The following is a 24611-nucleotide window of genomic DNA, read 5'->3' as shown; positions in this document are numbered from 1 at the left end:
TGCGCTGTGCACACGGCGGTGGACTGCCGGAGGTACCCCGCCAGCCCCTTGGCGACCGGCGCAGCGCACACCTATATCATGCGCATGATTCGACGCTGACCGTTTGCGGGGCGCCCTCGGGTCCAGCGATATGAGGCGTATGGGGGCGCCTGGCTCGCGGTCGGACAGTATCCGTTCAGGTGATGGATCTGCCGATGTCGCATACCATCTCGGTGACGTCAGACACCATAGACACAGTGCTTGCCGATCTGCCGCGCATCGTTCGGCTCGCACTCAGTTTTGGCGCGCGGCTGCGGCGAGGAACGCTCGACGTCACCCTGCCCGACGGACGCGTGATCCGCCTCGGCGGCCAGGAGCCGGGCCCGAATGCGGCGATGCGGCTGCACAATTACGGCTTCGCGTCGCGCCTCATCAACGGCGGCGACATCGGCATCGCGGAGGCCTATCTCGCCGGCGACTGGGATACGCCGGACCTGACGCAATTCCTCTACCTGTTCTGCGTCAATCACGATCTGATCCAGGCCATGCTGAACGACAAGCCGCTGATGCGGTTCGTCCAGCTGCTGCAGCACTGGTTCAACCGCAACACCCGCCGTCAGGCGCGGCGCAACATCCATGCCCATTACGACATCGGCAACGCGTTCTATTCGGCCTGGCTCGATCCCGGCATGACCTATTCCTCGGCGCTGTTCGAGGAGAGTACCTCCGATCTCACGGCAGCCCAGACCAACAAATACCGCCGGCTCGCCGAGGCGCTCGACCTGAAGCCGGACCAGACGCTGCTCGAGATCGGCTGCGGTTGGGGCGGCTTCGCCGAGTTCGCCGCAAAGACCTTCGGCACGCGCGTGGTGGGCCTCACGATCTCGACCGAGCAGCGCGATTTTGCGCAAAAGCGCATTCACGAGGCGGGCCTTGCCGACAAGGTCGAGATCCGTCTTCAGGATTATCGCGACGAATGCGACCGCTACGACCGCATCGCCTCGATCGAGATGATCGAGGCCGTCGGCGAGCAGTTCTGGCCGAAATATTTCGCCCAGTTGCGGGACCGGCTGCTGCCCGGCGGCCTCGCCGGCATCCAGGCGATCACCATCCAGGACAGGCTGTTCCAGAGCTACCGGCGCGAGGTGGACTTCATCCAGCGCTACGTCTTTCCCGGCGGCATGCTGCCCTCGCCCGCCGTGCTCAAGTCGCTCGGTGACAGGTTCGGCCTGCCCGTCATTCGCGAGCGCATCTTCGGGCAGGATTATGCCAAGACGCTGGCCACTTGGCGGAATAACTTCCAGACGGCCTGGCCGGGCCTCGTGCCGCTCGGCTTCGACGACCGGTTCCGGCGGCTGTGGGAGTATTACCTGTCCTATTGCGAGGCCGGATTCCTGTCCGGGAATATCGACGTCCGGCAAGTCATCTTCGCAAAGCAGCAATAAGGCTTTGCGGGCTCGGCTTGCAAGGGTCGCTTGTAAGGCCCGCCACCCTACTTTAGGGTCGCGCCCACCCTATGATCCAGCCGGTAATTGCCTGACATGACCATCAAAAATGACGTTGTCGAAGCCATCGGCAACACCCCGCTCATCAAGCTCAAGCGCGCCTCCGAACTGACCGGCTGCACCATTCTGGGCAAGGCCGAGTTCATGAATCCAGGCCAGTCGGTGAAGGACCGCGCCGGCAAATGGATGATCCTGGAGGCCGAGAAGCGCGGCGAGCTCAAGCCGGGCGGTCTCGTGGTGGAGGCGACCGCCGGCAACACCGGAATCGGCCTCGCGGTCGTGGCGAGCGCGCGCGGCTACCGCACGCTGATCGTGATCCCGGAGACGCAAAGCCAGGAGAAGAAGGATTTTCTGAAGCTGTGCGGCGCCGAGCTGATCGAGGTGCCGGCCCTGCCCTATGCCAATCCCAACAATTATCAGCATGTCGGCCGCCGGCTCGCCGACGAACTGCGCAAGACCGAGCCCAATGGCGTGCTGTTCGCAGACCAGTGGAACAACCTCGACAATGCGAAGGCGCACTACGAGTCGACGGGTCCCGAGATCTGGGAGCAGACCGGCGGCAAGGTCGGCGGCTTCGTCTGCTCAGTCGGCAGCGGCGGCACGCTCGCCGGCGTCAGCCGCTATCTGAAAGAGAAGAACAAGGACGTCCGGATCGCCTGCGCCGATCCGCATGGCGCCGGCATGTTCGAATATTTCCGGAGCGGCGACGCCAAGGCGACGCCGGGCGGCTCGATCACGGAAGGTATCGGCCTCAACCGTGCGACCGCAATCGTCGAGAGCGCAAAGGTGGATGACGCCTATCTCGTTCCCGACGCGGAAGCCGTCACGGTGATCTACGAGCTGCTCCAGCACGAAGGCCTGTGCCTCGGCGGTTCCACCGGCATCAACATCGCCGGCGCGATACGACTCGCGAAACAGCTCGGACCCGGCAAGACCATCGTCACCGTGCTCTGCGATTCCGGCAGCCGCTATCAGTCGAAGCTGTTCAATGCCGACTTCATGCGCGCCAAGAACCTGCCGGTGCCGGAATGGCTGGAGAAGCGCAGCAACATCAAGCCGCCGTTCGTCTAGGCCGGGAGGGTTGCGGCCGCCCGGATTACGAAGTCCGGCTCAAATTGAGCAAGCCGCGGTGCCGCAGCCGTAGGGTGGGCAAAGCGTCAGCGTGCCCACCATGCTTGCCGCGATCGCCGAGGGATGGTGGGCACGGCGCGACGCGCTTTTGCCCACCCTACGGCAGCTCGCTTCACCGCAAGATCTGGCTCAAGAACAGCTTGGTCCGCGCGTGCTGGGGAGCGGCGAAGAACTCGTTCGGCGTATTGGCCTCGATGATTTGGCCCGCATCCATGAACACGACGCGGTTGGCGACCTCGCGAGCGAAGCCCATTTCGTGGGTGACAACCAGCATGGTCATGCCCTCCTCGGCGAGGTCGACCATGGTGTCGAGCACTTCCTTGACCATTTCGGGGTCGAGCGCCGAGGTCGGCTCGTCGAACAGCATCACCTTGGGGTTCATCGTCAGCGCGCGTGCGATCGCGACGCGCTGTTGCTGGCCGCCGGACATCTGTCCGGGAAACTTATTGGCCTGGTGCGGGATCTTGACCCGCTCCAGGAATTTCATCGCGTTGACCTCGGCGTCCCTCTTCGGGATATTGCGCACCCAGATCGGCGCCAGCGTGCAGTTCTCCAGCACGGTCAGATGCGGGAACAGGTTGAAGCTCTGGAACACCATGCCGACCTCGCGGCGGACCGCATCGACGTGCTTCAGGTTCGGCCCGAGCTCGATGCCGTCGACGACGATCTCGCCCTCCTGGAATTCCTCGAGCGCGTTGATGCAGCGGATCAACGTCGACTTGCCCGAGCCCGAGGGGCCGCAGATCACGATGCGCTCGCCCTTCTTGACCTCGAGGTCGATGTCGCGCAGCACGTGGAACTCGCCGTACCATTTGTTGAGGCCGGAAATCTTGACGATGGGGTCGGACATGATGACCTCGATCAGTTGCGACGGTGAGCGTTGAGGCGGTGCTCGACGAAGAGCGAGTAGCGCGACATTCCAAAGCAGAAGATGAAGTAGATGATCCCGGCGAAGGCAAAGCCGGTGAACGCGGTCGACGGCGTCGACCATTTCGGATCCGAGAACGACGCCCTGAGCGAGCCCAGCAGGTCGAACAGCGCCACGATCGAGACCAGCGACGTGTCCTTGAACAGCGAGATGAAGCTGTTGACGAGGTTCGGAATGACGTGGCGCAGCGCCTGCGGCAGCACGATCAGCGAGGTCGTCTTCCACCAGGACAGGCCCAGAGCGGCCGCCGCTTCGCCCTGCCCGCGCGGGATCGCGGCCAACCCGCCGCGGACGTTCTCGGCCTGATAGGCGCCCGTGAACAGCGAAATGCCGATCAGCGCGCGCACCAGACCGTCGACCGTGAAATTGCCCGGCAGGAACAAAGGCAGCATGTAGGTCGCGAAGAACAGCACGGTGATCAGCGGCACGCCGCGCCAGAACTCGATGAAGGCGATCGAGAAGATCCGGATCAGCGGAATGGTCGAGCGGCGGCCGAGCGCCAGCGCGATGCCGACCGGCAGCGAGGTGACGATGCCGGTCACCGAGACCACCAGCGTCACCAGGAGCCCGCCCCACAGATTCGTGGTCACGACCGGCAGGCCGCCGTGATCGAGCCCCATCAGCTTGATCACGACCGCGATCGCGATGAAGGTGCCGATGCTGGATGTCAGCGCCCGGCCGCCGGTGCGAACGCCGCCACCGACGACGAAGGCGATCAGGGAGACGACCGCCGCCGTGATGGCGAAATCGGCCCAGACCGACTGGCCCGTTCCCTGGAGCTGGTCACGGAGCCAGGTCAGCGGAAAGATCAGCCAGTAGATCGCGCTGCCGACCAGCACGATGAGATTGCCGGCCAGCCAGAAGAGCGGTGCGATGGCTGAGGTCTTGGCGAGACTGAGCAGAGCCTGCCCGGCGCCGATGATGCTGTCGTCGAACAATTGCAGCAGGCCGGCCGTCCAGCTCAGGCCAAACCCGGTGATCCCGCCGCCGTGCAACAGAAAGAATGCAACGACTGGAAAGGCGAAGAAGAACAGACCGGCGTTCAGTCCCTTCGCCGGCAGGCGCGGAATGAGCAGCGGCAGAAGCAGAGCCGCCGCCAGGATCAGCGAAAGGTTGACCCGCCAGCGCTCGGCCTCGGGATAGAAGCCGTAGATCAATTGCGGCAGCTTGGCCTGGATGAAAGGCCAGCAGGCGCCGACCGTAAAGCCGGCATTCTCGGTCAGGCACGCCGTGCGATCCTTGCCGGTCCAGACCGCATCGACCATCAGGAACTTGACGGCAGGAATGACGGTGAACCAGAGCAGCAAGGCGCCGACGATGGTGAGCAAAATGTTGGTCGGCGAATTGAACAGGCGCGTGCGCATCAGGCCGATGAAGCCCGTGGTCTTGACCGGCGCGGGACGCTCGGTGAGCAGGTCCCGGCGGACATAGGCGGACGAGATGATGTCGCTCATGCGCCCAGACTCCGGCTGACGCGCCAACCGTAGACGCTCATGACGGCGCTCGTGAGCAGCGAGATCAGGAGGTAGACGCCCATCGTCATGGCAATGATCTCGATCGCCTGCCCGGTCTGGCTCAGCGACGTGCCGGCGAACACCGAGACGAGGTCGGGATAGCCGATCGCGACCGCCAGCGAAGAGTTCTTGGTGAGGTTGAGATACTGGTTGGTCAGCGGCGGCACGATCACGCGCATCGCCTGCGGCACGACGATCAGGCGCAACGTAGTGCCGCGGCTCAGCCCCAGCGAGGATCCCGCTTCCATCTGACCGGAGTGGACGGACAGGATGCCGGCGCGCACGATCTCGGCGATGAAGGCCGCGGTATAGGTCGACAGCGCCAGCGTCAGCGCCACGAATTCCGGGATGACTCTTGAGCCGCCGGCAAAATTGAACCCCTTGAGCTGCGGCAGCTCGAAGGTGAAGGGCAGGCCGAACACCAGCACGGCCGCGAGCGGCAGCCCGAACAGCAGGCCCAGCACATAGGGCCAGATCCGGATCATCTGACCGCGCTGAAATAGCGCCCGCCGCGCATAGAAGCGCAAAACCAGCGAAGCGACGATGCCGAGGACCAGCATCGCCAGGAACGGCTCGAAGCCGCCCTCGCCGATCGGGCGCGGAATGACGAGCCCACGGTTGCTGATGAAGGCGATGCCCAGCAGCGAAATGCTCTGCCGGGGATTTGGCAGGGCCGCGAGCACCGCCAGATACCAGAACAGGATCTGGAACAGCACCGGCAGATTGCGGCCGATCTCGACATAGATCTCGCCGACGCGCGACAACAGCCAGTTGGGCGACAGCCGGCACAGCGCGACGATGAAGCCGATCACGGTGGCGAAGAAGATGCCTACCACCGAGACCACGAGCGTGTTCAAAAGCCCGACCACGAACACGCGCAGGAACGTGTCCGAGCCGGTGTAGGAGATCAGGGTCTGGTTGACGTCGAAGCCGGCATTGTTCCGGAGGAAGCCGAAGCCGGCGGCAATGTGCTGGTTTTCGAGGTTGGCCCGGGCGTTGGAAACGATCTCATAGCCAATCCAGCCCAGGATCGCCGCGAAGGCAAACTGGACGGCGACGCCGTTCCAGCCTGCCTTGCCGCCCAGAACGCGCCTGATCTTCAGCGCGATCTGGGCCGGCGGTTTTCGAGCCTCGGTGCTCATCGCCGCGGATCAGGCGGGATCAGCGGATCGGCGGCGCGTACTGAAGACCGCCCTTATTCCAGAGATTGTTGAGGCCACGGCTAATGCCGAGCGGCGAACCGGCGCCGACGTTGCGATCGAACACCTCGCCGTAATTGCCGGTAGCCTTCACGATCCGCACCACCCAGTCCTTGGTCAGGCCGAGCTGTTCGCCGAAATTGCCGTCGCTGCCAAGCACGCGCTTCAGCTCCGGATTTTCCAGTTTCGCCTTCTCGTCGACGTTCTTCGAGGTCACGCCCAGCTCTTCGGCGGTAACCATGGCGAACAGCGTCCATTTCACGATGTCGAACCACTGGTCGTCGCCGTGACGCACCATCGGCCCGAGCGGCTCCTTCGAGATGATTTCGGGGAGCACCATATGGTCGTTGGGATTGGCAAGCTTGAGGCGGTTGGCGTACAGGCCCGACTGGTCGGTGGTGAAGACGTCGCAGCGCCCGGCTTCATAGGCCTTGACGGTCTCGTCGTTGGTGCCGAACGCGATCACCTCGTACTTCATGTTGTTGGCCTTGAAGTAGTCGGCGAGGTTCTGCTCGGTGGTGGTGCCGGTCTGGACGCAGACCGAGGCGCTGTTGAGCTCGAGCGCCGAATTCACCTTGAGCGACTTCTTCACCATGAAGCCCTGCCCGTCATAATAGGTGACGCCGGTGAAGTTGGCGCCGAGCGAGGTGTCGCGCGAGATGGTCCAGGTGGTGTTGCGCGAGAGCACGTCGATTTCGCCGGATTGCAGCGCCGTGAAACGATCCTTGGCGGACAACGGCACGTACTTGACCTTGGTCGGATCGTTGAAGATCGCCCCGGCGATCGCGCGGCAGAGGTCGACGTCGAGCCCGGTCCAGTTGCCCTTGTCGTCGGGCGAGGAGAAGCCGGGCAGGCCTTGGCTGACGCCGCAGGACAGCATGCCCCGGTCCTTGATGGTCTTGAGCGTTTGCGCATCGGCGGCCTGGGCGGAGAGGCCGGCGGCGACAGCGAGAGTGAGAGCCAGAGTTACGCGTTTCATGGGCTGAAGGCCTTTCAAAGTCGTCTCAAGGTCAGGAATGGCGTCTTTGGGATCGTCTCCGCCAGGGCTAGCCGCATCAAGACTAGCCTTGCAAGAGTCATGCTGGAAAACCTTGCCGAACACTCGCCCATCCCGGGAGGCCATACCTTAATCCCCGCCGCAGGCGCCCGCCGTTATGGCTGTGACGCAAGGTCCGGTCAGACGATGGATCGAAGGTCGCGGCAGCCCCTCAACATGCGGCGACTGAATAGCACCCGCGCATCTCAGAACGACTGGCGAGCCGGGTCAAGGGGTTGACGGGACTCTTCTGTGTTCTGTTATTAACGGCAGCGGCCTTCGGCCGGCCCGCGGGCGCGGCGCGCCCGGTGGAAACGCGCTTTTTGAAAGCAGACGCATGGATTCCTCGCACCCCTCCCAACAGCACGCCGAAACCCGGCTGGTGACCTCCGGCCGCGACACCAAGGCGCAGAAGGGGTTCGTCAATCCGCCGGTGTTTCACGGTTCGACCGTGCTCTATCCGACCGCCGAGGACCTGCACGCCCATCGCGGCGAGTTCCAGTACGGCCGCCACGGCACCCCCACCACCAGGGCGTTCCAGGAGACGCTGATGGCACTGGAGGGGCCGCAATGCGCCGGCGTCGGCATCGTGCCGTCAGGGCTGTCGGCGATCTCCACCACCCTGCTCTCGGTGCTGAAGACCGGCGACCACCTGCTCGTCTGCGACAACGTCTATCGGCCCTCGCGCAATTTCTGCAACGGCATGCTCGCGCGCCTTGGCATCGAGACCACCTATTTCGATCCGCTGATCGGCGCGGGCATCGACAGGCTGTTCAAGCCCAACACCCGCGCGGTGCTGGTGGAGGCGCCGGGCTCGCAGTCGTTCGAGATGCCGGACATCCGCGCCATCGCCGAGGTCGCGCATGCGCGCGATGCGCTCGTCATCGACGACAACACCTGGGCGACGCCGCTCTATCATCGCTCGCTCGACCAGGGCGTCGACATCAGCATGCAGGCCGCCACCAAATATATCGGCGGCCATTCCGACATCATGTTCGGCACCATCTCGGCCAACGCCAAGGCGTGGCCGCAGATCGCCGAAGGCATCCGCCTGCTCGGCGTCTGCGCCGGCCCTGACGACGTCTTCCTCGCGCTGCGCGGCCTGCGCACGCTGTCGGTGCGATTGGCGCAGCATCATCGCTCGGGACTCGACATGGCGCGCTGGCTCGCGGCCCGACCCGAGGTCGCGCGCGTACTGCATCCGGCGCTCGAAACCGATCCCGGCCATGCGATCTGGAAGCGCGATTTCACCGGCGCGTCGGGCCTGTTCAGCATCGTGTTGAAGCCGGCGCCGCAGAAGGCCGTCGACACCATGCTCGACACGCTCAAGCTGTTCGGCATGGGCTTCTCCTGGGGCGGCTTCGAGAGCCTCGTGATTCCCTTCGATTGCGACGCCTATCGCACCGCCACGAAGTGGTCCCCGGGCGGCCCGACCCTGCGACTGCACATCGGCCTCGAAAGCGTCGACGATCTCAAATCCGATCTCGATCGCGGCTTCGCTGCCCTCAAGACGGCAATGTGAGCCTGCTCACAAGGCATCGCGCCTCGGGACGCGGCAATCGCGCGCCGCGGGAACGCGCAACCGCCGCAAACGTTAACGCCGATGCGCCAACAAAGGGTTTGAACTGCTGACGTTTGGCGCTAGCCTCACCAATCGACTCCAATCCGGACGCGGAGCATGGGAACGTTGGTTCTGCTCGATCTGATGGGCGGCGTGGCGCTGTTGCTGTGGGGCCTGCACATGGTCCACAGCGGGATTCTGCGCGCCTTCGGCCCGGACCTGCGGCGGCTGCTCGGCAAGGCGCTCGGCAACCGATTCAACGCGTTCGCCGCCGGGCTAGGCCTCACCGCGCTGCTCCAGAGCAGCACGGCGACGGCGCTGATCACCAGCTCATTCGCGGCAGAAGGCCTCGTCAGCCTGGCCGCCGCGCTCGCCATCATGCTGGGAGCCAATGTCGGCACGACGCTGATCGTGCAGGTGCTGTCGTTCAACATCGCAGCCGTTGCGCCTGTCCTGTTCGTGCTCGGGCTCGTCGCCTTCCGCTCCGGCCCACGGTCGCGGATCAAGGATATCGGCCGCGTCTTCATCGGGCTCGGCCTGATGCTGCTGTCGCTGCACATCCTGCTCGACACGCTGGCTCCGGCGGAGAACGCGCCGGGTGTTCGTGTCATGATGTCGGCAATCACGGGCGATCCCGTGCTCTGCATCGTCATCGCCGCGCTCGTCACCTGGGCGGTGCATTCGAGCGTCGCCAGCGTGCTGCTGATCATGTCGCTGGCCTATTCGCAGTTCATCACGCCTTACGCAGCCCTCGCGCTGGTGTTGGGGGCCAATCTCGGCAGCGCCATCAATCCCGTATTCGAAGGCGCCCGGCGCGACGATCCCGCGAGCTACCGCCTGCCGCTCGGCAATCTCGCCAACCGCGTGATCGGGATCGCGCTGGTGCTGCCCTTCCTGAGTGGGATCGCCGAGCACATGCACGCCTGGCAGCCCGATCTCGCCAGGATGACGGCGGCCTTCCACATCGCCTTCAACGTGGGCACCGCCGTCCTCTTCATCGGCCTGCTCGACATCATGTCCCGGCTCCTGACCCGGCTGCTGCCTGATCGCGTCCGGGAAGACGATCCGGCCCGGCCGCGCTATCTCGACGAGAGCGCGCTGGAGACGCCGTCGCTGGCGCTCGCCGACGCCGCGCGCGAGACCTTGCGCATGGGCGATCTCGTCGAGGTCATGCTGCGCAAGGTGATGGCGGCGATGATGACCGGCGACCGCGCGTTGGTCGACCAGGTCACGAAGATGGACAATGTCGTCGACAGCCTCGACGAAGCCATCAAGCTCTATGTGACGAAGCTGATGCGGGGCAGCCTCGACGAGAGCGAGGGGCGGCGCGCGATGGAGATCATCTCCTTCGCCATCAACCTAGAGCATATCGGCGACATCATCGACAAGAGCCTGAGCGAGCTAGCGACCAAGAAGATCAAGCGCCGCTTCCAGTTCTCGGCCGAGGGCGCCGAGGAGCTCGCCGCCTTCCACAAGCGCACGATGGACTCGCTGCGGATCGCCTTCGGCGTCTTCATGTCGGGCGATGCCAACGAAGCGCGCAAGCTGCTGGTGGAGAAGACCACGCTGAAGAACACCGAGCTCGCCGCCGTCGAGCGTCATCTCGACCGCCTGCGCGAGGGCCGCCCCGAGACCATCGAGACCACCTCGCTGCATCTGGACGTGTTGCGCGACCTGCGCCGCATCCACTCGCATATCTGCTCGGTCGCCTATCCCGTGCTCGATGCCGCCGGCGAGCCTTATCGCAGGAGCGAGGCGGATGCCGCCCTGCCCGCCTCCGGCGCGGCGTCGGCGTTACCGCGCTAGCGGCGCGTCTCAGCGTTCCAGGGTCCTCGAGGCGCGGCCGCGGTTCTTGATGATCAGCATGATGTTGCGGATATAGATGATGGTCGCGAGCGCCTGTCCGAGGATGATGACGGGCTCGCGCTTCACGACGCCGTAGACCAGCGTCATCAGCCCGCCGCCCATCGAGCAGAACCAGAACGCCATCGGCACCACGCTGTTGCCGGCCCGCTCGCTCGCGATCCACTGCACCAGGAAGCGTGCGGTGAAGAACAGCTGCGCGACGAGGCCGAACGCCAGCCAGAAATCGAACTTGGCGACGAAGACGTCGTAGAGATAGTTATTCAACGCCTGACCGTATTGGATGATCATGCCTTCACCTCAGTCACATCTGGTGTCGGCTTCTTGCGGCGGATCAGCCACCACACGCCGACGAGATCCATGATGCCGATCCACAGCCGGTCGAAGAAACCATAGTTTGACACGCCGGAACGGCGCGGCCGGTCGATCACGTCGACATAGGCGATCTCGTAGCCCTCGCGGCGCACCAGCGCCGGCAGGAAGCGATGCAGCCCGTCGAAATAGGGCATCATCAGGAACACGTCGCGCCGGAACGCCTTCAGGCCGCAACCGGTATCGCGCGTTCCGTCCTTCAGGATCGCATTGCGGACGCCGTTCGCCACGCGCGACTGGAATTTCTTGAAGCCGGTATCCTTGCGTCCGACACGCTGACCGGCAGCGAGACCGACGCGCCCCGCCCCCTTCTCGACCGCCGCGATCAGGTCCGGCAGGAAGGCGGGATTGTTCTGCCCGTCGCCGTCGAGCGTCGCCACGATCGTGCCGCGCGCTGCGCGCACGCCACTGCGCACTGCTGCCGACTGGCCGCCTGATCTGGCATGGCGCAGCTGCCGGAGATTGTCCCGTTGCTGCATGATTGCGCCGAGCCGTTCGCCGGTCGCGTCCGTCGAGCCGTCATTGACGTAGATGATTTCATAGGCCCAGCGGCCGTCGAGCGCCGCGCCGATCTCCTCGATCAGCGGCGCGATGTTGTCGGCTTCGTTGCGCACGGGAACGACGATGGAAACCGAAGGCTGGGACGACGACAAATCGAAAGCTCGTGGTTGGAATTGGCCTGCCCCGGGGAACCGGCGGTCCCGGCAGGCAGCCGCTTTTATGGGGCGGATGCCCCGTGGGCAACCCTTTTGAGGCGGCCCGAGACCGCCCCTGCAAGAGGCACAATGGTGCCGTCGGCGCGGATGGCGAAGCCGAGCCTCCGGGCCGCGAACCAGTAGCGCACCGCCATGGCGCCGACCATGCCGACCAGAGCGCCGGCGACGACGTCACTCGGATGATGCGCGAGCAGCACCAGCCGGGTCAGCAGGATCACGATTGCGTAAGTGAACATGAACACGCGCAGGCGCGGCCACAGCGCCGAGACCGCAAACGCCAGCGCAAACACCGTCACCGCATGACCCGACGGCAGGCTGGCATAAGCCCCCGTTCCCTCGAACGGGATGAAGTTGAACGGATCGGCCTTGCCACTCACGAACGGACGTCCGCGACCGATGAGATATTTCAGGATCTCGGCAACGAACACGGACAGGGCGACAGACAGAAACATGAACTGCAGCCGCGTACCGAGGCCGAGCAGCAGCCCACGACGGGTGCCGTGCAATCCCGCTGCAACGAGCGCCAGGACCACCAGCGTCCCCCCGAGCACCGAGAGCACATACTCGTCCTTGCCGAAATCGGTGAGGATACGGATCGGCCACAGGCTCGGCGTGCCGCGCGTCGGCATCAGCTGGATCTCGGTCTGATCGAACGCGAGCATCAGCACGATGATCAAGGTCGCACCGGCCGCACTGAGCCACAGCGAATGCCGCGCCAGCTTTCGCGCGGCTTCGGCGCGGCGCGAATGCGAAGGCGTACGGACGAGCTGCACCAGGGCATGGCCCGACACCGCGAGCAATTGCGCGGGATAGCCCGGGCGTGGCGCGCTGTCGGCCGGCGCTGGCATCTACTCAGTGCCTTCCGAGCGGAAGATCGAGATCGAGATCGCGCGCCCTTGCGAGAAATTATAGCCGTCGATGCGAGTACCTACCTTGTAGCGCAGCCCGATCGCCTCGGCCCGCTGGACGAAGCTGCGCTCCGAGCGCTGCTCGATCAGCGCGAAGCGACAGCTCCCCTGCCGCAGGAAATCCGCCGCGCCCGAGCCGTCGGTGAGCAGCGTCTGCGTGCCCGTCAGGAACACGAGGCTCGGCTCGTGATAGCCGGCGGCGGCTGCCTTCGGCCCGACGCAGGTGACGTTGCGAAGCGCGCGTGCGATCTCGATGCTCGGAAACAGCGGGGTCAGCGACGGCAGCACGATGCCGTAGACCACGACCGCGAGCATCAGCGCTGCGACCAGCGCGTTGAGCAGCGAGCGCTCGGCGCGGTTGGTGTCGAACAGCCACCAGGCGAACAGACCGAAGATGAGCGAGGCCGCAATGAACGGCCAGGCCACGAACGCCGGTTGCCGCGTCAGCATGACCGCGCCGACCACGGCGATGATCGAGGCGGCAGCGGGAATCGCGAACCACCACGCCGAGCCGCGCGCGAGCCACGAGCGCGACAGCACGTTCCGCTCCAGCGCACCGACGGTGAGGATCGCGATCGCCGGATACAGCGGCAGCACGTAATGCGGCAGCTTGGTCAGCACCGCCTCGAACACGATCCAGGACGGGATCAGCCAAGCCAGCAGGAACTGCGCGCCGGGCTCGCGCCGCGCCCGCCACACCGCCGGCGCCGCCATCGCCGCAAGCGGCGCGCCGGGCCAGAATGTGATCCAGAATAGCGCCAGATACAGTCCGGGCGGCGCGCCATGGGATTCCTGGGCGCCGATTTTGCTCAGCATGTCGCCGCCGACGGAATCGGCGAAGAAGGCATCGCCCGCGCGCCAGAAGATCGCGACGAACCAGGGCAGCACCAGCACCAGCATCCACATCAGGCCCCAGAGCGGACGCAGCTTCCATAGCCACGAGGCATCGCGGTCCTGGATCGCGAGCGCGACGATGGTCAGGCCTGCGAACATCAGGATCAGCGGACCCTTGATCAGGATGCCGACCGCGAGCGCGGTCCAGAAGATCGCGGGCCAGCTCCACGGCGGATGGGTCTCATCCTCGGCGCGCTGCCACGACAGATAGGCGCGCGACATTGCGCCCATCGCGGCGGTCACGCAGAACAGCAGCATCGCATCGGTTTTCGCCAGCCGCGCCTCGACGCCGAGCAGCACGGAGGCACACATCAGGAGCGCGGCAAGCACCGCCGCGCGCCGCGTGACGAAGCCGAGCGCGGCCCAATAGGTCATCAGCACGGCGCCGATGGCGCCGATCAGCGACGGCAGCCGGTACACCCAGATCCGCAATTCGGCCTTCGGCAGCTTGAGCGCTGACGCGGCTTCAACGGCGGCCGATTGCAACCAGTAGATGCCGACCGGTTTCTTGTAGCGGACGTCTTCCTGGAAACGGATGTCGACATAATCGCCGCTCTCGACCATCTGCTTGGTGGCCTGCGCGAAGCGCGCCTCGTCGCGGTCAACAGGCGGAATCGTGAAGAAGCCCGGCAGGAACAGCAGCAGCGCACACAGCAGCAGGAAGCCGACTGCGCGGGCGTGACTGGCCGTGGCGTAGTCCAGCATAAGCACGAGCCGGCTGCCCGGATTCACGGGCGCTTTCGGCTCGCGGGGTGCTCCAAAACGGGGGCTGGGATAGGTCTCGGCCATTGGTTCCGCTTACGCTGAAACCGTCATTCGGACAACCGGTTAAGGCGGGGTCATTGAATTCGAATGACAACTGTGTCCGCGGCGCCAGTGGCGTCGATCACGGTCAGCCGCGCAAAGCCCGGACCGGGCGGATCGATCAGGCGCTGGCGGCGCCCGCCGATCTCGCCGCGTGATGTTCCATTAACCATGACGGTCATGGGAAGGACGCCGCCGGCGACCTTCACCGGCATGGCTGCGCTCCCCTCGCCGCCGGAACGGTCGACATCGATCCGCGAGCCGTTCAGCGGGAACTGGATGTGCAGCGCCTGCTCGCTGCCGGTCCGCACCAGGTCCCCGACCGGGCGGAACCGCTTCAGCGGCAATGGCAACTTGGCGTTGCTGGCGACCAGGGTTCCCTTCGGCGGCTTCGGCAACGGCGCCAGCGTCTTGCCGGTGCGGGCGAAGGCATCGAACAGGATCGGGGCTGCGGCCACGCGGCCGATCAGGCCGGGAACCGGCGCGCCGTCGGGCCGGCCGACCCAGACGCCGATGGTCATGCGGCCGTCGAAGCCGACCGACCAGGCGTCGCGATAGCCGTAGGAGGTGCCGGTCTTGAACGCGATGCGGTTATGGGCGGCATTTTCGGGCGGCGGCGTGCCCAGAAGCACGTTGCCGACCTGCCAGGCCGCGACCTGGTCCAGCAGCCGCAGCGGTTCCCGATCGTCCCGGCCGGTCATGAGGTCGCGCAACGGCATGGTGGTGCCGAGCCGGGCGAAGCCCGTATAGAGCTGGGTGAGGTCTTGGAGTGTCACACCGACGCCGCCGAGTCCCATCGCCAGCCCCGGTGCCTCGTCCTTGGGCAGTACCAGATTGCCGCCGGCCTGCCGCAGCCGCGACGACAGCCGGCTCGCGCCGACGCGGTCGAGCAGCACGATCGCCGGCACGTTCAGCGACAATTGCAGCGCCTTCTTCACCGGCACCGTGCCCTGAAACGTCATGTCGAAATTTTCCGGCGCGTAAGAGCCGAAGCGGACGGGCCTGTCGTCGATCAGGCTGTCGGGATGGACAAAACCGTCCTCGAAGGCGAGCCCATAGATGAAGGGTTTCAGCGTCGAACCCGGCGAGCGGACGGCGCGGGTCATGTCGACCTGCCCCGCCCGGCTCTCGTCGAAATAATCGGCCGAACCGACGCGGGCGAGCACGTCGCCGCTCTCATTGTCGACCACGATTATGCCGACCGAGATGTTGGGCCCGAGCGCAATGGCGCGGTCGCGCGCCAGCGGCTCCAGCACCTTCTGCAGATTGGCATCGAGCGTCAGCTTGATGACCGGCGTATCCTTGACCGTCGACAGCGCCGTGTCGGAGGCATGTGGCGCGAGGATCGGCATCGGCTTGCGCAGTTTTGGCACGGGCACGGCCTTGGCCTGCTTCGCGTCCTCAAGGCTGACCACATGTTCCTCGACCATGCGGTCCAGCACGCGGTCGCGGGCTTTACGTGCGGCCTCGGGATAGCGATCGAGCCGGCGCGTCTCCGGCGATTGCGGCAGCGCCACCAGCAGCGCGGCCTCGGCCAGCGAGAGCCGCTTCGGCTCCTTGCCGAGATAGGCGATCGAGGCTGAGCGGATGCCTTCGAGATTGCCGCCATAGGGCGCCAACGCGAGATAGAGGTCCAGGATCGCATCCTTGCTCATGCTGCGCTCGATCTCGATCGCCCGCACGATCTGCCGCAGCTTTGCATAGAGCGAGCGTTGCCGCCGCGGCTCCATCAGCCGCGCCAGTTGCATCGAGATGGTCGAGCCGCCCGAGACGATGTGGCCGCGCGTGGTGAGCTGTAGTGCGGCGCGCACGAGAGCGAGCGGGTCGAGACCGTTATGCGCGTAGAAGCGCTGGTCCTCATAGGCGAGCAGTAACTTGAGATAGGTCGGATCGACGTTGGCCTTGGCATCGACCGGCAGCCGCCAGCGGCCGTCGGCCATGGCATAAGCGCGCAGCAGCTTTCCGTTGCGATCGACGACCGTGGTGGAGACCTGGCGCGCCCCGTCGAGCGGCAGCGGGCCGAGGGAGTAAACCCAGGCGACGAAGCCGATGATGGTGAGGATGAAGGCGAAGGTGGCAGCCGAGAGGACACGATGACCCCAGCTTCGCACTCCGTCATGGCCGGGCTTGTCCCGGCCATCCACGTTCTTTTCTTCGGCACGAAAGTCCGTGGATGCCCGGGACAAGCCCGGGCATAACGACTGAGTATGAGGCGTCACCTCGCTCATCACTTCGCCGCCCGCACCTCGACGTTACCCGTCCCGGTCCGGCCGTAGCGCGAGGGATTGTACATGTCCTCGACATAGGCCTGCGGCAGCACGTATTTGCCGGGCGAGACCGCGCGCACGACGTAGGCGACGGTGAAGACCGACTTGGAGTCCGAGGCACGATCGACCGCCGCCGTGAAGCGGTCGTCGCGGAACTCGGTATCTTCAGGCTCCTCGCCGTCCTCGATCCAGTCCAGCGTGCCACTGTCGCCCGACGACACCAGCTTCGGATTGTCAATCTCGAGGCCCGCGGGCAGATAGTCGGACACCATGATGTGGCCGTACTCGGGCTTCGCCTCGGTGATCTTCAGCACCACGGCGAAACGCTGGTTCTGCTTGACCTTGCTGATGTCGGCGGGCTTGCCGTCGAGCGTGAAATAATTCCGCTCGATCTTGAAGCCGTTCGATGCAGCCGGCTCCGGCGTGACCGGCGAGCCCGACACCGAGACCACCGCCTGCACCGGCGCATCGCCGGTGTTGGTGATCTTGAGCGGCTTGCCCTCCAGCGTCACGGCCTTGTAGCTGCGGTACAGCGCGGTCTTCACCGGCTGGCCGTCGACTTCAATCGACAGGTTCTCCTTGGCCAGCGCGCGCGCCGCCAGCACCAGCCACGCATTCTCCTGCGTCGAGGTGTAGGGCGTCAGGCCGCGCGCGGTCTCGACCCGCGACACCGCCTGCGTCAGCGTCGCCTTCGGCGCGTTGCCTTCGCTGGCAAGCGAGACCAGCGCTGCGGCATCGCGCAGCTGCGAGCCGTAGTCGGTGCGGCCGAACTCCAGCACCGGTTTTGGCGCGAGGCTGTCGAGCGCGGCGCCGTAGACGCGTTCCGCGCGGTTGCGGTCGCCGACCAGCGCGAGCGCCGCCGCAAGCTGTGACTTCGCGATCGGGGTCGCGAGGTTGGCGAGCTTGGTGTCGGCGAGGTAGCGCAGATCGCCGATCGGAGCAGCGCCGTTACGCGCGAGCACGTAGAGGCCATAGGCGAGATCGCGCCCGCCGTCCTTCTCAGGCTCGTTCCCGTTCACGACCGAGTTGCGGATACGGTCGAGCGCGTTCTTGAACAGCACGTCCGGCACCGCAAAGCCTTTTTCGCGGGCGCGGGTGAGGAAGTCCGTCACGTAGGCGTCGAGCCAGGCGTCGTCGCCTCCGGCCGACCACAGGCCGAACGAGCCGTTGGAGCCCTGGCGTGCCAGCAGCCGCTCGATCGCATCGCGGATGCGCTGGTCGACCTCGGTGTCCATGGCCAGATGCGCGCCGACGGCGAGCTCGTTGACATAGAGCAACGGCAAGGCACGGCTCGTGATCTGTTCGGAGCAGCCATAGGGGTAGCGGTCGAGCGCCTTCAGGATGGTTGCGGCGTCGAGCGCCGTCGACAGGCTGGCCGAAACCGAGACGCTGCCGGTGCCCGGGACGAGATCGGAGAACATGTCCGAGGTCAGCGTCAGGCTTTCACCCTTCGCCAGCGTCCGGATCGAACGCCGCGCCAGCACCTGCGTCGCCGCCTTGACATCGAGCGCATAATGACGCGCCAGCGCAAGGCCGTTCGGACCCTTGATGTCGACGTCGAGCGTCGCCTGTCCCGCCGCCGTCGCGTCGATTGCGAGCGTAAACGCGTTACGCTGCTTGGCGCCGAGCTTGACCGTGGTTGCGGGATTGCCGGTCATCTTCACCGGGCCGCCGGCCGTCACGTTGATGACGTAGTCGCCGGCGTGGCCCTCGACATTGTCGATCTCGAGGTTGACCGTGCCGTGGTCGCCATTGAGCAGGAAGCGCGGCAGGGTCGTGGTCAGCACCACGGGATCGCGGATCACGACATCCGTGTTGGCGCGGCCGAGCTTTGTCGCAGTCCAGGCCACTGCCATCACGCGCGCGGTGCCGGCAAACTCGGGGATATCGAAGCTCACTTCGGCGGTGCCGTCGGCGGCGACCGTGACGATGCCCGAGTAGAGCGCGAGCGGCTTTTGCGCGGGCGGAGAGCCCTGCAATTCGCCGGCGCCGGCATCGCCGCCGGACTTGATCTGTCCGCGCGTGCCCGACATGCCGTCGATCAGTTGCCCATAGAGATCGCGGATCTCCGCGCTCAGGCGGCGCTGGCCGAGATAATAATCGTCAGGCGCCGGCGGCTTGTAATTGGTCAGGTTGAGGATGCCGACATCGACCGCGGCAATCACCACCTTGGCGTCCTCACCCGGATTGAGCCCGTCGAGCTTGACCGGGATCTTCAACGTCGCATTCGGCCGGACCAGTGCCGGCGGCGTCAGCTTCACCTGTAGCGTGCGGGTCTGCTTGTCGATGCCGAACCATTTCAGGCCGATCGCCCGGCCCGGCATGCGTTGCGCAGCCGCATCGAGCGGGCGGCGCAGCGTCGCCACCACATAGGCGCCGGTGCCCCAGTCCTTGCCGACCGGCAGCCGCACCTGTGCGGTACCTTCCTTGACGTCGATGGTCTGCGTCGTCAGCAGGCGGTCGCCGAGCACGTTGACGGTGAGCTTGCCGGCGCTGCGGACGTTCACCGACACCGTCATGGTGTCGCCGGAGGCGTATTGCGGCTTGTCGATCGAGGTCTCCAGCAGGTCCGGCGTATCGGCGCTGCCGTCGGAATACCAACCGACGTCGAACTGCACCGAGGTCACCGGACCGTCGGCGTCGTTCGACTTCACATCGAGCCGGTAGCGGCCGGGCTGCGGGCTGAGCGAGATTCGCGACGGCTTGTCGGCAGCGATCGTCATGTCGCCGTCGGAAACGCGCGAAGTCGATTTGACCGGCTCATACTCCCAGTAATTGTTCTGGCGATACCACTGGTAGCGCGACTCCATCTTCAGGAGCTCGTAGCGCAGGCCATCGCGGCGCAGCCTCTCACCTTCGGGCGAGACGAACACGACGTCGAACTCCGCCTTGTCGCCCTCGGCGACGTTCTTGTCACTGAACAGCGGCTTGATGCCGATCATGGCGTTGGCGGGCGCGACCGGCAGCACGATCTTGCGCTCGACGGCACGGCCGCCGGTCTCGACCATGCGAACGAAGATCTGCGCCTCCTGCGGGCGCGTCGAGGCGGGCTGCTTGTCCAGCGTCACCGGGAAGGTGGCAACGCCGTTGGCGTCGGCTTCCGGCAAATTCTCCAGCGGCGTGCGCTCGTTCGAGGTGGTCTCCTCGTCGGCGACGCCGAACTGGTAGCCGGCAAAGCCCGGGCGTTCGCTCGCGGGCGCGACCAGCATGTCGCCTTCGAGCTGGAGACCGGAGGCCGGCGCACCATAGAGGAAATGGCCATCCGCCTTAAGCTCCACCGGAGCGTTAGCTTTGATCAGCTTGTCCTTGGCGGACAAGTCGAATTCGATCCGATCAGGGACGTAGTCCTCGACCATGAAGGTGGTTTCGCCGACCGACGAGCCCTTCGGATCGGTGAAGGCGCGGACCCGCCAGGTCCCGGTCGGGACGGCCGAATTGAGCGGCACGGACAGCGTACGGCCGCCGGCCCCCTGGTCGGCGAGCACGGCGCGGCGGAATTCGACGCCGTCGGGGCGCTCGATCACCAGCGTCAGCGGCCCGCCGGCAACGGCATTGCCCTGCCCGTCGCGCAAGAGCGCGGTGAGATAGACGGTCTCGCTGGAGCGATAGACGCCGCGCTCGGCATAGACGAAAGCATCGGCGCCCGATGGCACCGCCCGGCCCGAAACGCCGCGGTCGGACAGGTCGAAAGCCGAGGTCTTCAGGCTCAGAAAGGCATAGTCGGCCTTCTCGCCGGTGACCGTGAGCATCGCCGGCGACAGGCCGCCTTCGCCGCGCGCAAGGCCCGCCTCGAACAGCACATGGCCGCTGTCGTCGGTCTTCCGGGTCGCCAGAATCTCGTTGTTGCGGGCGACCAGCCGGACCTCGGCCTTGCCGACCGGGTCGGTCGAGGCCAGCGAATTGACGAAGACGTGGATGCCGTCATTGCCGGAATAGGCGGTGACCCCGAGGTCGGAGACGATGAACCATTGCGTCGCGAGCTGGTAATCGTCGTCCGAGCCCGGCCCCTTGGCCGCGGCGGTCATCACATAGACGCCCGGCTGAAGCTCGCCGAGCGCCTGGTCGACCGGGAATGCGGTGGTGACGTCCTGGTTCAGCGTCATCGCGGTCGCGAGCTCGCCGGTCCAGACCTTGACGCCACGCTCGCCGCCGAGATCGGCGAGCTGGTAGCGCGACAGCGTCTTCTGGAAATCGCTGTCGACCACCGTGTTGATCAGGTTGCGGTCGCCGATCCGGAAGACGTTGACGTTGACGGCGGGCGTGTTGACGCTGACCACGGGAATGCCGCGTTGGCCGGTCCGCGGCAGCACATAGGCACGGCTGGTGAAGCGCACGAAGGGCTTGCGGTCGCGCACATAGACGTTGAACTCGGCCGATTTCGGCAGGCCCTCCTTCACGGTGGACGGCAGGCCGGCGCGCAGATTGATGTTGTAGCGCTCGCCGTGCTTCAGCCCGTCGACGCAGAGCTGCTTGCCTTCGGCCGACAGCGCCGGCTTGTCCTGGCCTGCCAGCGCGAGGTACGGCGCGAAATCGGTGCGCTTGGCCAGTTCCTCCGAGAACTGGAAGCAGGCGCGCGGGCTCGCCGAATCCGAGTCCACGGTATAGTCGAGCAGCCGGAAGCCGTGCTCATCGCGCATCTTCTCGTATTGGCCGCGGACGTCAGCGACCTCGCGCATGTCGAGCGACAGCCGCAGCGCATCCAGCGCCGGCCGCCACAGCTTGCGTTCGGCCAGCGACTTGCCGAGCACGGCGAGCGCATCCGCCTCCTCGCCCGGATTGCCGGCGCGCTGGTAGGCGATGTAGGCGGCGGTCGAGGCCCGCTCCAGCAGGAACGTCTGCTCGCTCGAGCTTTTCGGCGAGATCTGGAAGATCACCTTGGCGAGCCGCAGCCAGTTGCCGGTATCCTCCGGCGTGGTCGCGGCGATCTGGCCGAGCACCGACAGCCCGGTGCGGAAATCATTGCGCCGGAAGGCGGCGTCGGCGTCGGTGCGCAGCGTCGCGCTGGTCTTGGCGACCGGCCCCGCTTCGCTCTTGATCTGGGCCTCCAGCTTGATCGCGGAATCGGCGAGGTCGTCGCGCTTGAACGCCTTGTCGGCGGCCAGCGCTGCGCTAAGGCCGAGCGCCAGCGTGGCGCAGAGTGTGACGGCGCGAACAAGACCGATCATAATGGACTCCCGGAAATCGCGGCGAACGCCGCGTGAGCATGAAATGCGCGGAAAGGTGACGGACTCAAGGCGATGGAACCAAAGGTGCAAATCGTCGCATTCGCCATGACAAGGCAAGCCCTGAGGAAACCGATCGAGATATCGCCGCGCACGCGGTCCTGATGGCGCAGCCCTACCTGACCGATCGACCGGCGGCCGTGTCCCGGAAGCTGGCCAGCGTTCCCGGCGATGTAATCCATCGTCCAGTCCGCTGCCGCTCAACCCGGCACCCTGACACCCCACCGTTCCGCTTAGTCGCGGCGTTCAGGAAAACGGTTCGGTTCAGACTTGGCGGGGTCGAGGATTTTTTATATCTGGCGTGATAGAAGACCGGCAGGCGGTAGCCAAGGCTGGCCCAAGGCTGGTCTCAAGACGGTCCCATAGCTCAACTGGATAGAGTAGCGGATTTCTACTCCGCGGGTTGCAGGTTCGAGTCCTGCTGGGATCGCCATTTCGATTTTGAAGCCAATGATTCCAATGATTTACGGTTCTTTTTGCCTAACTTATTGGTTGGGTTAGGCAGTTTGGTATCGAACTCGCCCTGCAGCTTTGCCATCGCGGCAACGGCGAGCTTCTTGCGCGCCGCTTCGCGACAATAGCGCTCGATTTCGCGGATGTCGGTATGCCCGGTGATGCTCATGATTTCGAGGGCGCTGCAGCCGGCCTCAGCAAGACGACGACATGCGGCCTTGCGGACTCCATGTGGCGAGGACTTCGGAGGAAGGTCAGCGTCGCATGCCGCTTCGCTAATCCACGTGGAGAACGCTTTCTCGCTGCGAGCGCGGCCGTACATGGTTGCGATGAAGGCCGGGCCATCCTTCGGGCAATCGGCGATATAGCGCGCCAGGTCGCTATGCACCGGGATGCACAACTCAACATGGCCCTGGCTCTTCTTTGTACTGATGACGAAGCCGTCCCTAGTTAGGTGCTGCCAGCCAAGGCGCACGGCATCGGAGCGGCGCAGACCAGTATGCAATAGCACCTCGAAGGCGAGCCGTAACGGCGTGCCCACCTCGTGGTGCCTCCGGAACTTGGTGATGTCCTCCTCGGTCCACGTCCGATGGCCGGTTGTTTTAAGTCTCACTTTCTTGGCCACGACGACGGGATTATCGGCGCGCAGGCCGGCCGATACGGCATAGTCCATCAGACCTTTGAGCCGCTTCCGGAAGTTGCTCGCGGCGGATGGCGTATCGGCCATCTCGTCAATCAGCTTATTGATGTGTTTTGGCTGAAGGCCTGCAATCGGCCCCTCGCCGTGCTTATCAACAAAGCGGTGCAGAACGCCGCGATAGGTGACCTTTGTCGTTTCGGCCAGCACCTTGAATTCAGTCGAGCCGTAATAGCCGCGCACGGCCGCCGCTATGCTGCCGACCTTGACACGCCGCACCTCTGGCATCGGTTCGTCCGTGCTCATGGCTGCGCGATAGGCCGTCCAGAATTCGGGCGTGTACAGTGGCGCGGGCAAAGCGACTTGCGTCCTGCCCGGTCGTCTCAGGTATACGCGAGGCTTGCCGTGCCTATCGATGTACTCGTTTACGTATTTAGGCTTTCGCCGCTGCATGCCTTGTCCCAATAGCCGTCGTCATCATTCGCGACTGAAACACCATCAAACAAGCGATCCAGGTCGTTGCGGTCCCAAATGCTCACGCCGAATAGCGCCAGCGGCTTGGGGGCGGCACCAGCCCTTACCTGCTTATCGAAGTGAGTCGGGCTGATCCCGAGATATCGAGCCGCATCGGCGCGACGTAGGCCGCGCGGCCGTACGCGTTGATTGTCGTTGGCGGGATTGGGCAAGAGCGCGCCCCTGAGAAGAAATGCTCTGCTTACCTCGCCGGCCGAAGCCAGCGCACAAGGTGGGGGTGGTGAACTGCTGGCGTTTCGCTGCTGGGTTTCAACAATCCAGTGGCCGGCGATTCACCACCCTTTCCTCAGTATATCATGCCGGTCAGGCCAGCTCAGGCGCGGCGCCGAGCAGAATGACCTCGTCGTCTGAAGTCCGCTTGGCCCACGCAGCGCGCACACTCCAGCCTCAGCGCGCCGTCCGGATCGTGGAGCGCCGCCCACTTATCGAGGTTGCTACCCGAAGACTCGTTGAGAAGTACATAAAGACCGCCGTTGCGAATAATGGGGTCGCAGCCCTTGGCTCTTAGCCCGGCATAGTAGGTCTTCGCACAGAAAGGCGTGGACGGGTCGATTTTGATGGTGGCGCCGCCGCTAAGATTAGTCATTGGTATTATTTCCCTGCCCCCGTCCCACGACCATTCACAGGACATGATTTCGTGGTATCATGATTCCATGAAGAAAACAACGAATGATCGCACGCTTCCACAGAAGCGGCCTCCTGTGACCGGGGCCCCGGTTATGGTCCGTGTCCAGCCCGACATGGCCAAGGAAATAGACGACTGGCGTCGTCGCCAGGATGATTTGCCAGGCCGGCCCGAGGCCATCCGCCGGCTGGTGGAGATCGGACTGAAGGCCAAGAAATAGATGCCAGCGCGTGCCAGTCATTTGCCGACCAGCTCGGAGCGAGATGCATTGCAAAAACTACGGGCGGGTCGCGAGCTGACACTGAGAGCTCTTGAGCCCACCGGTCAGCGCACCATCGCAAACATGCTGTCGAAGAGCTGGATTGAACGCGGGAGCACGGTAGGAGCGTACCGGATCACGCCGGCAGGCCTCGCTGCCTTGCGCGTCAAGATACCCTAACGCCGAGAGCTGATTCGCGTTTTG

Annotated in this window: 18 protein-coding genes and 1 tRNA gene; 6 read left to right on the top strand and 13 right to left on the bottom strand. The window is 65.1% G+C overall.

What is annotated here, in order from left to right; all coding sequences use genetic code 11:
• Positions 1-194 precede the first annotated feature (194 nt).
• Both ABIA90_RS14250 and ABIA90_RS14245 read left to right on the top strand, forming a co-directional pair.
• Positions 195-1424 carry an SAM-dependent methyltransferase gene (locus tag ABIA90_RS14250; protein ID WP_063986386.1) on the top strand — a complete coding sequence of 410 codons (1230 nt, stop codon included), beginning with the start codon at positions 195-197 and terminating at the stop codon, positions 1422-1424.
• Between the two features lie 96 nt (positions 1425-1520).
• Entirely contained in the window at positions 1521-2555 is a 1035-nt protein-coding gene (locus tag ABIA90_RS14245) for a cysteine synthase A (RefSeq protein WP_354118290.1), read from the top strand.
• 172 nt (positions 2556-2727) lie between these two features.
• Here ABIA90_RS14245 and ABIA90_RS14240 read toward each other — a convergent pair whose 3' ends face one another.
• From ABIA90_RS14240 to ABIA90_RS14225, 4 genes are read right to left on the bottom strand one after another with little or no spacing between them, the layout of a single operon-like run.
• Positions 2728-3465, bottom strand: a complete 738-nt coding sequence (locus tag ABIA90_RS14240; protein WP_063983419.1) for an amino acid ABC transporter ATP-binding protein — start codon at positions 3463-3465, stop codon at positions 2728-2730.
• Between the two features lie 11 nt (positions 3466-3476).
• Complete coding sequence (locus tag ABIA90_RS14235) at positions 3477-4997, bottom strand: amino acid ABC transporter permease (RefSeq protein WP_354118291.1); 1521 nt, start codon at positions 4995-4997, stop codon at positions 3477-3479.
• Entirely contained in the window at positions 4994-6199 is a 1206-nt protein-coding gene (locus tag ABIA90_RS14230) for an amino acid ABC transporter permease (RefSeq protein WP_063983421.1), read from the bottom strand. The genes ABIA90_RS14235 and ABIA90_RS14230 overlap by 4 nt, the downstream gene beginning before the upstream one ends.
• Before the next feature lie 19 nt (positions 6200-6218).
• Complete coding sequence (locus ABIA90_RS14225) at positions 6219-7235, bottom strand: amino acid ABC transporter substrate-binding protein (protein WP_085401451.1); 1017 nt, start codon at positions 7233-7235, stop codon at positions 6219-6221.
• Between the two features lie 394 nt (positions 7236-7629).
• Here ABIA90_RS14225 and metC point away from each other — a divergent pair, with 394 nt between their 5' ends.
• Entirely contained in the window at positions 7630-8814 is a 1185-nt protein-coding gene (metC, locus tag ABIA90_RS14220; RefSeq protein ID WP_354118292.1) for a cystathionine beta-lyase, read from the top strand.
• Positions 8815-8970: 156 nt separating this feature from the next.
• A complete protein-coding gene (locus ABIA90_RS14215) occupies positions 8971-10659 on the top strand; it encodes a Na/Pi cotransporter family protein (protein ID WP_354118293.1) in 1689 nt (562 codons plus the stop codon).
• 9 nt (positions 10660-10668) lie between these two features.
• On the opposite strand, the gene ABIA90_RS14210 is transcribed toward ABIA90_RS14215, so the two are convergent.
• From ABIA90_RS14210 to ABIA90_RS14180, 7 genes are all read right to left on the bottom strand, one after another.
• Positions 10669-11007, bottom strand: a complete 339-nt coding sequence (locus ABIA90_RS14210; RefSeq protein ID WP_071914138.1) for a lipid-A-disaccharide synthase N-terminal domain-containing protein — start codon at positions 11005-11007, stop codon at positions 10669-10671.
• Positions 11004-11741 (bottom strand): glycosyltransferase family 2 protein, encoded by a 738-nt coding sequence (locus tag ABIA90_RS14205; RefSeq protein ID WP_071914140.1) that lies wholly within the window; start codon positions 11739-11741, stop codon positions 11004-11006. Before ABIA90_RS14205 ends, ABIA90_RS14210 begins: the two co-directional genes overlap by 4 nt.
• A gap of 65 nt (positions 11742-11806) precedes the next feature.
• Positions 11807-12652: a phosphatase PAP2 family protein gene (locus ABIA90_RS14200; RefSeq protein ID WP_354118294.1), complete on the bottom strand. Its 846-nt coding sequence runs from the start codon at positions 12650-12652 to the stop codon at positions 11807-11809.
• Complete coding sequence (locus ABIA90_RS14195) at positions 12653-14395, bottom strand: ArnT family glycosyltransferase (protein WP_028151725.1); 1743 nt, start codon at positions 14393-14395, stop codon at positions 12653-12655.
• Positions 14396-14445: 50 nt separating this feature from the next.
• Entirely contained in the window at positions 14446-16554 is a 2109-nt protein-coding gene (pbpC, locus tag ABIA90_RS14190) for a penicillin-binding protein 1C (protein WP_354118295.1), read from the bottom strand.
• A gap of 83 nt (positions 16555-16637) precedes the next feature.
• Positions 16638-21842, bottom strand: a complete 5205-nt coding sequence (locus ABIA90_RS14185) for an alpha-2-macroglobulin family protein (RefSeq protein WP_354118296.1) — start codon at positions 21840-21842, stop codon at positions 16638-16640.
• Positions 21839-22081, bottom strand: coding sequence for a hypothetical protein (locus ABIA90_RS14180; protein WP_354118297.1), 243 nt, complete (start codon positions 22079-22081; stop codon positions 21839-21841). Before ABIA90_RS14180 ends, ABIA90_RS14185 begins: the two co-directional genes overlap by 4 nt.
• 174 nt (positions 22082-22255) lie before the next feature.
• On the opposite strand from ABIA90_RS14180, the gene ABIA90_RS14175 reads away from it, so the two are divergent.
• Positions 22256-22332, top strand: a tRNA-Arg gene (locus tag ABIA90_RS14175).
• On the opposite strand, the gene ABIA90_RS14170 is transcribed toward ABIA90_RS14175, so the two are convergent.
• Positions 22291-23025, bottom strand: a complete 735-nt coding sequence (locus ABIA90_RS14170; RefSeq protein WP_354122470.1) for a tyrosine-type recombinase/integrase — start codon at positions 23023-23025, stop codon at positions 22291-22293. The genes ABIA90_RS14175 and ABIA90_RS14170 overlap by 42 nt on opposite strands.
• 389 nt (positions 23026-23414) lie before the next feature.
• A complete protein-coding gene (locus ABIA90_RS14165; RefSeq protein WP_354118298.1) occupies positions 23415-23675 on the bottom strand; it encodes a helix-turn-helix transcriptional regulator in 261 nt (86 codons plus the stop codon).
• Positions 23676-24062: 387 nt separating this feature from the next.
• Here ABIA90_RS14165 and ABIA90_RS14160 point away from each other — a divergent pair, with 387 nt between their 5' ends.
• The gene (locus tag ABIA90_RS14160; protein ID WP_354118299.1) at positions 24063-24368 is read left to right on the top strand and encodes a hypothetical protein; all 306 of its coding nucleotides are present in this window, start codon (positions 24063-24065) and stop codon (positions 24366-24368) included.
• Positions 24369-24611: the final 243 nt, after the last annotated feature.

The sequence above is a fragment of the Bradyrhizobium sp. LA6.8 genome, from assembly GCF_040547935.1.
Lineage (GTDB): Bacteria > Pseudomonadota > Alphaproteobacteria > Rhizobiales > Xanthobacteraceae > Bradyrhizobium > Bradyrhizobium barranii.
The sequence above is the reverse complement of the archived record's forward strand: the minus strand, read 5'-3'. Positions and strand labels throughout refer to the sequence as shown.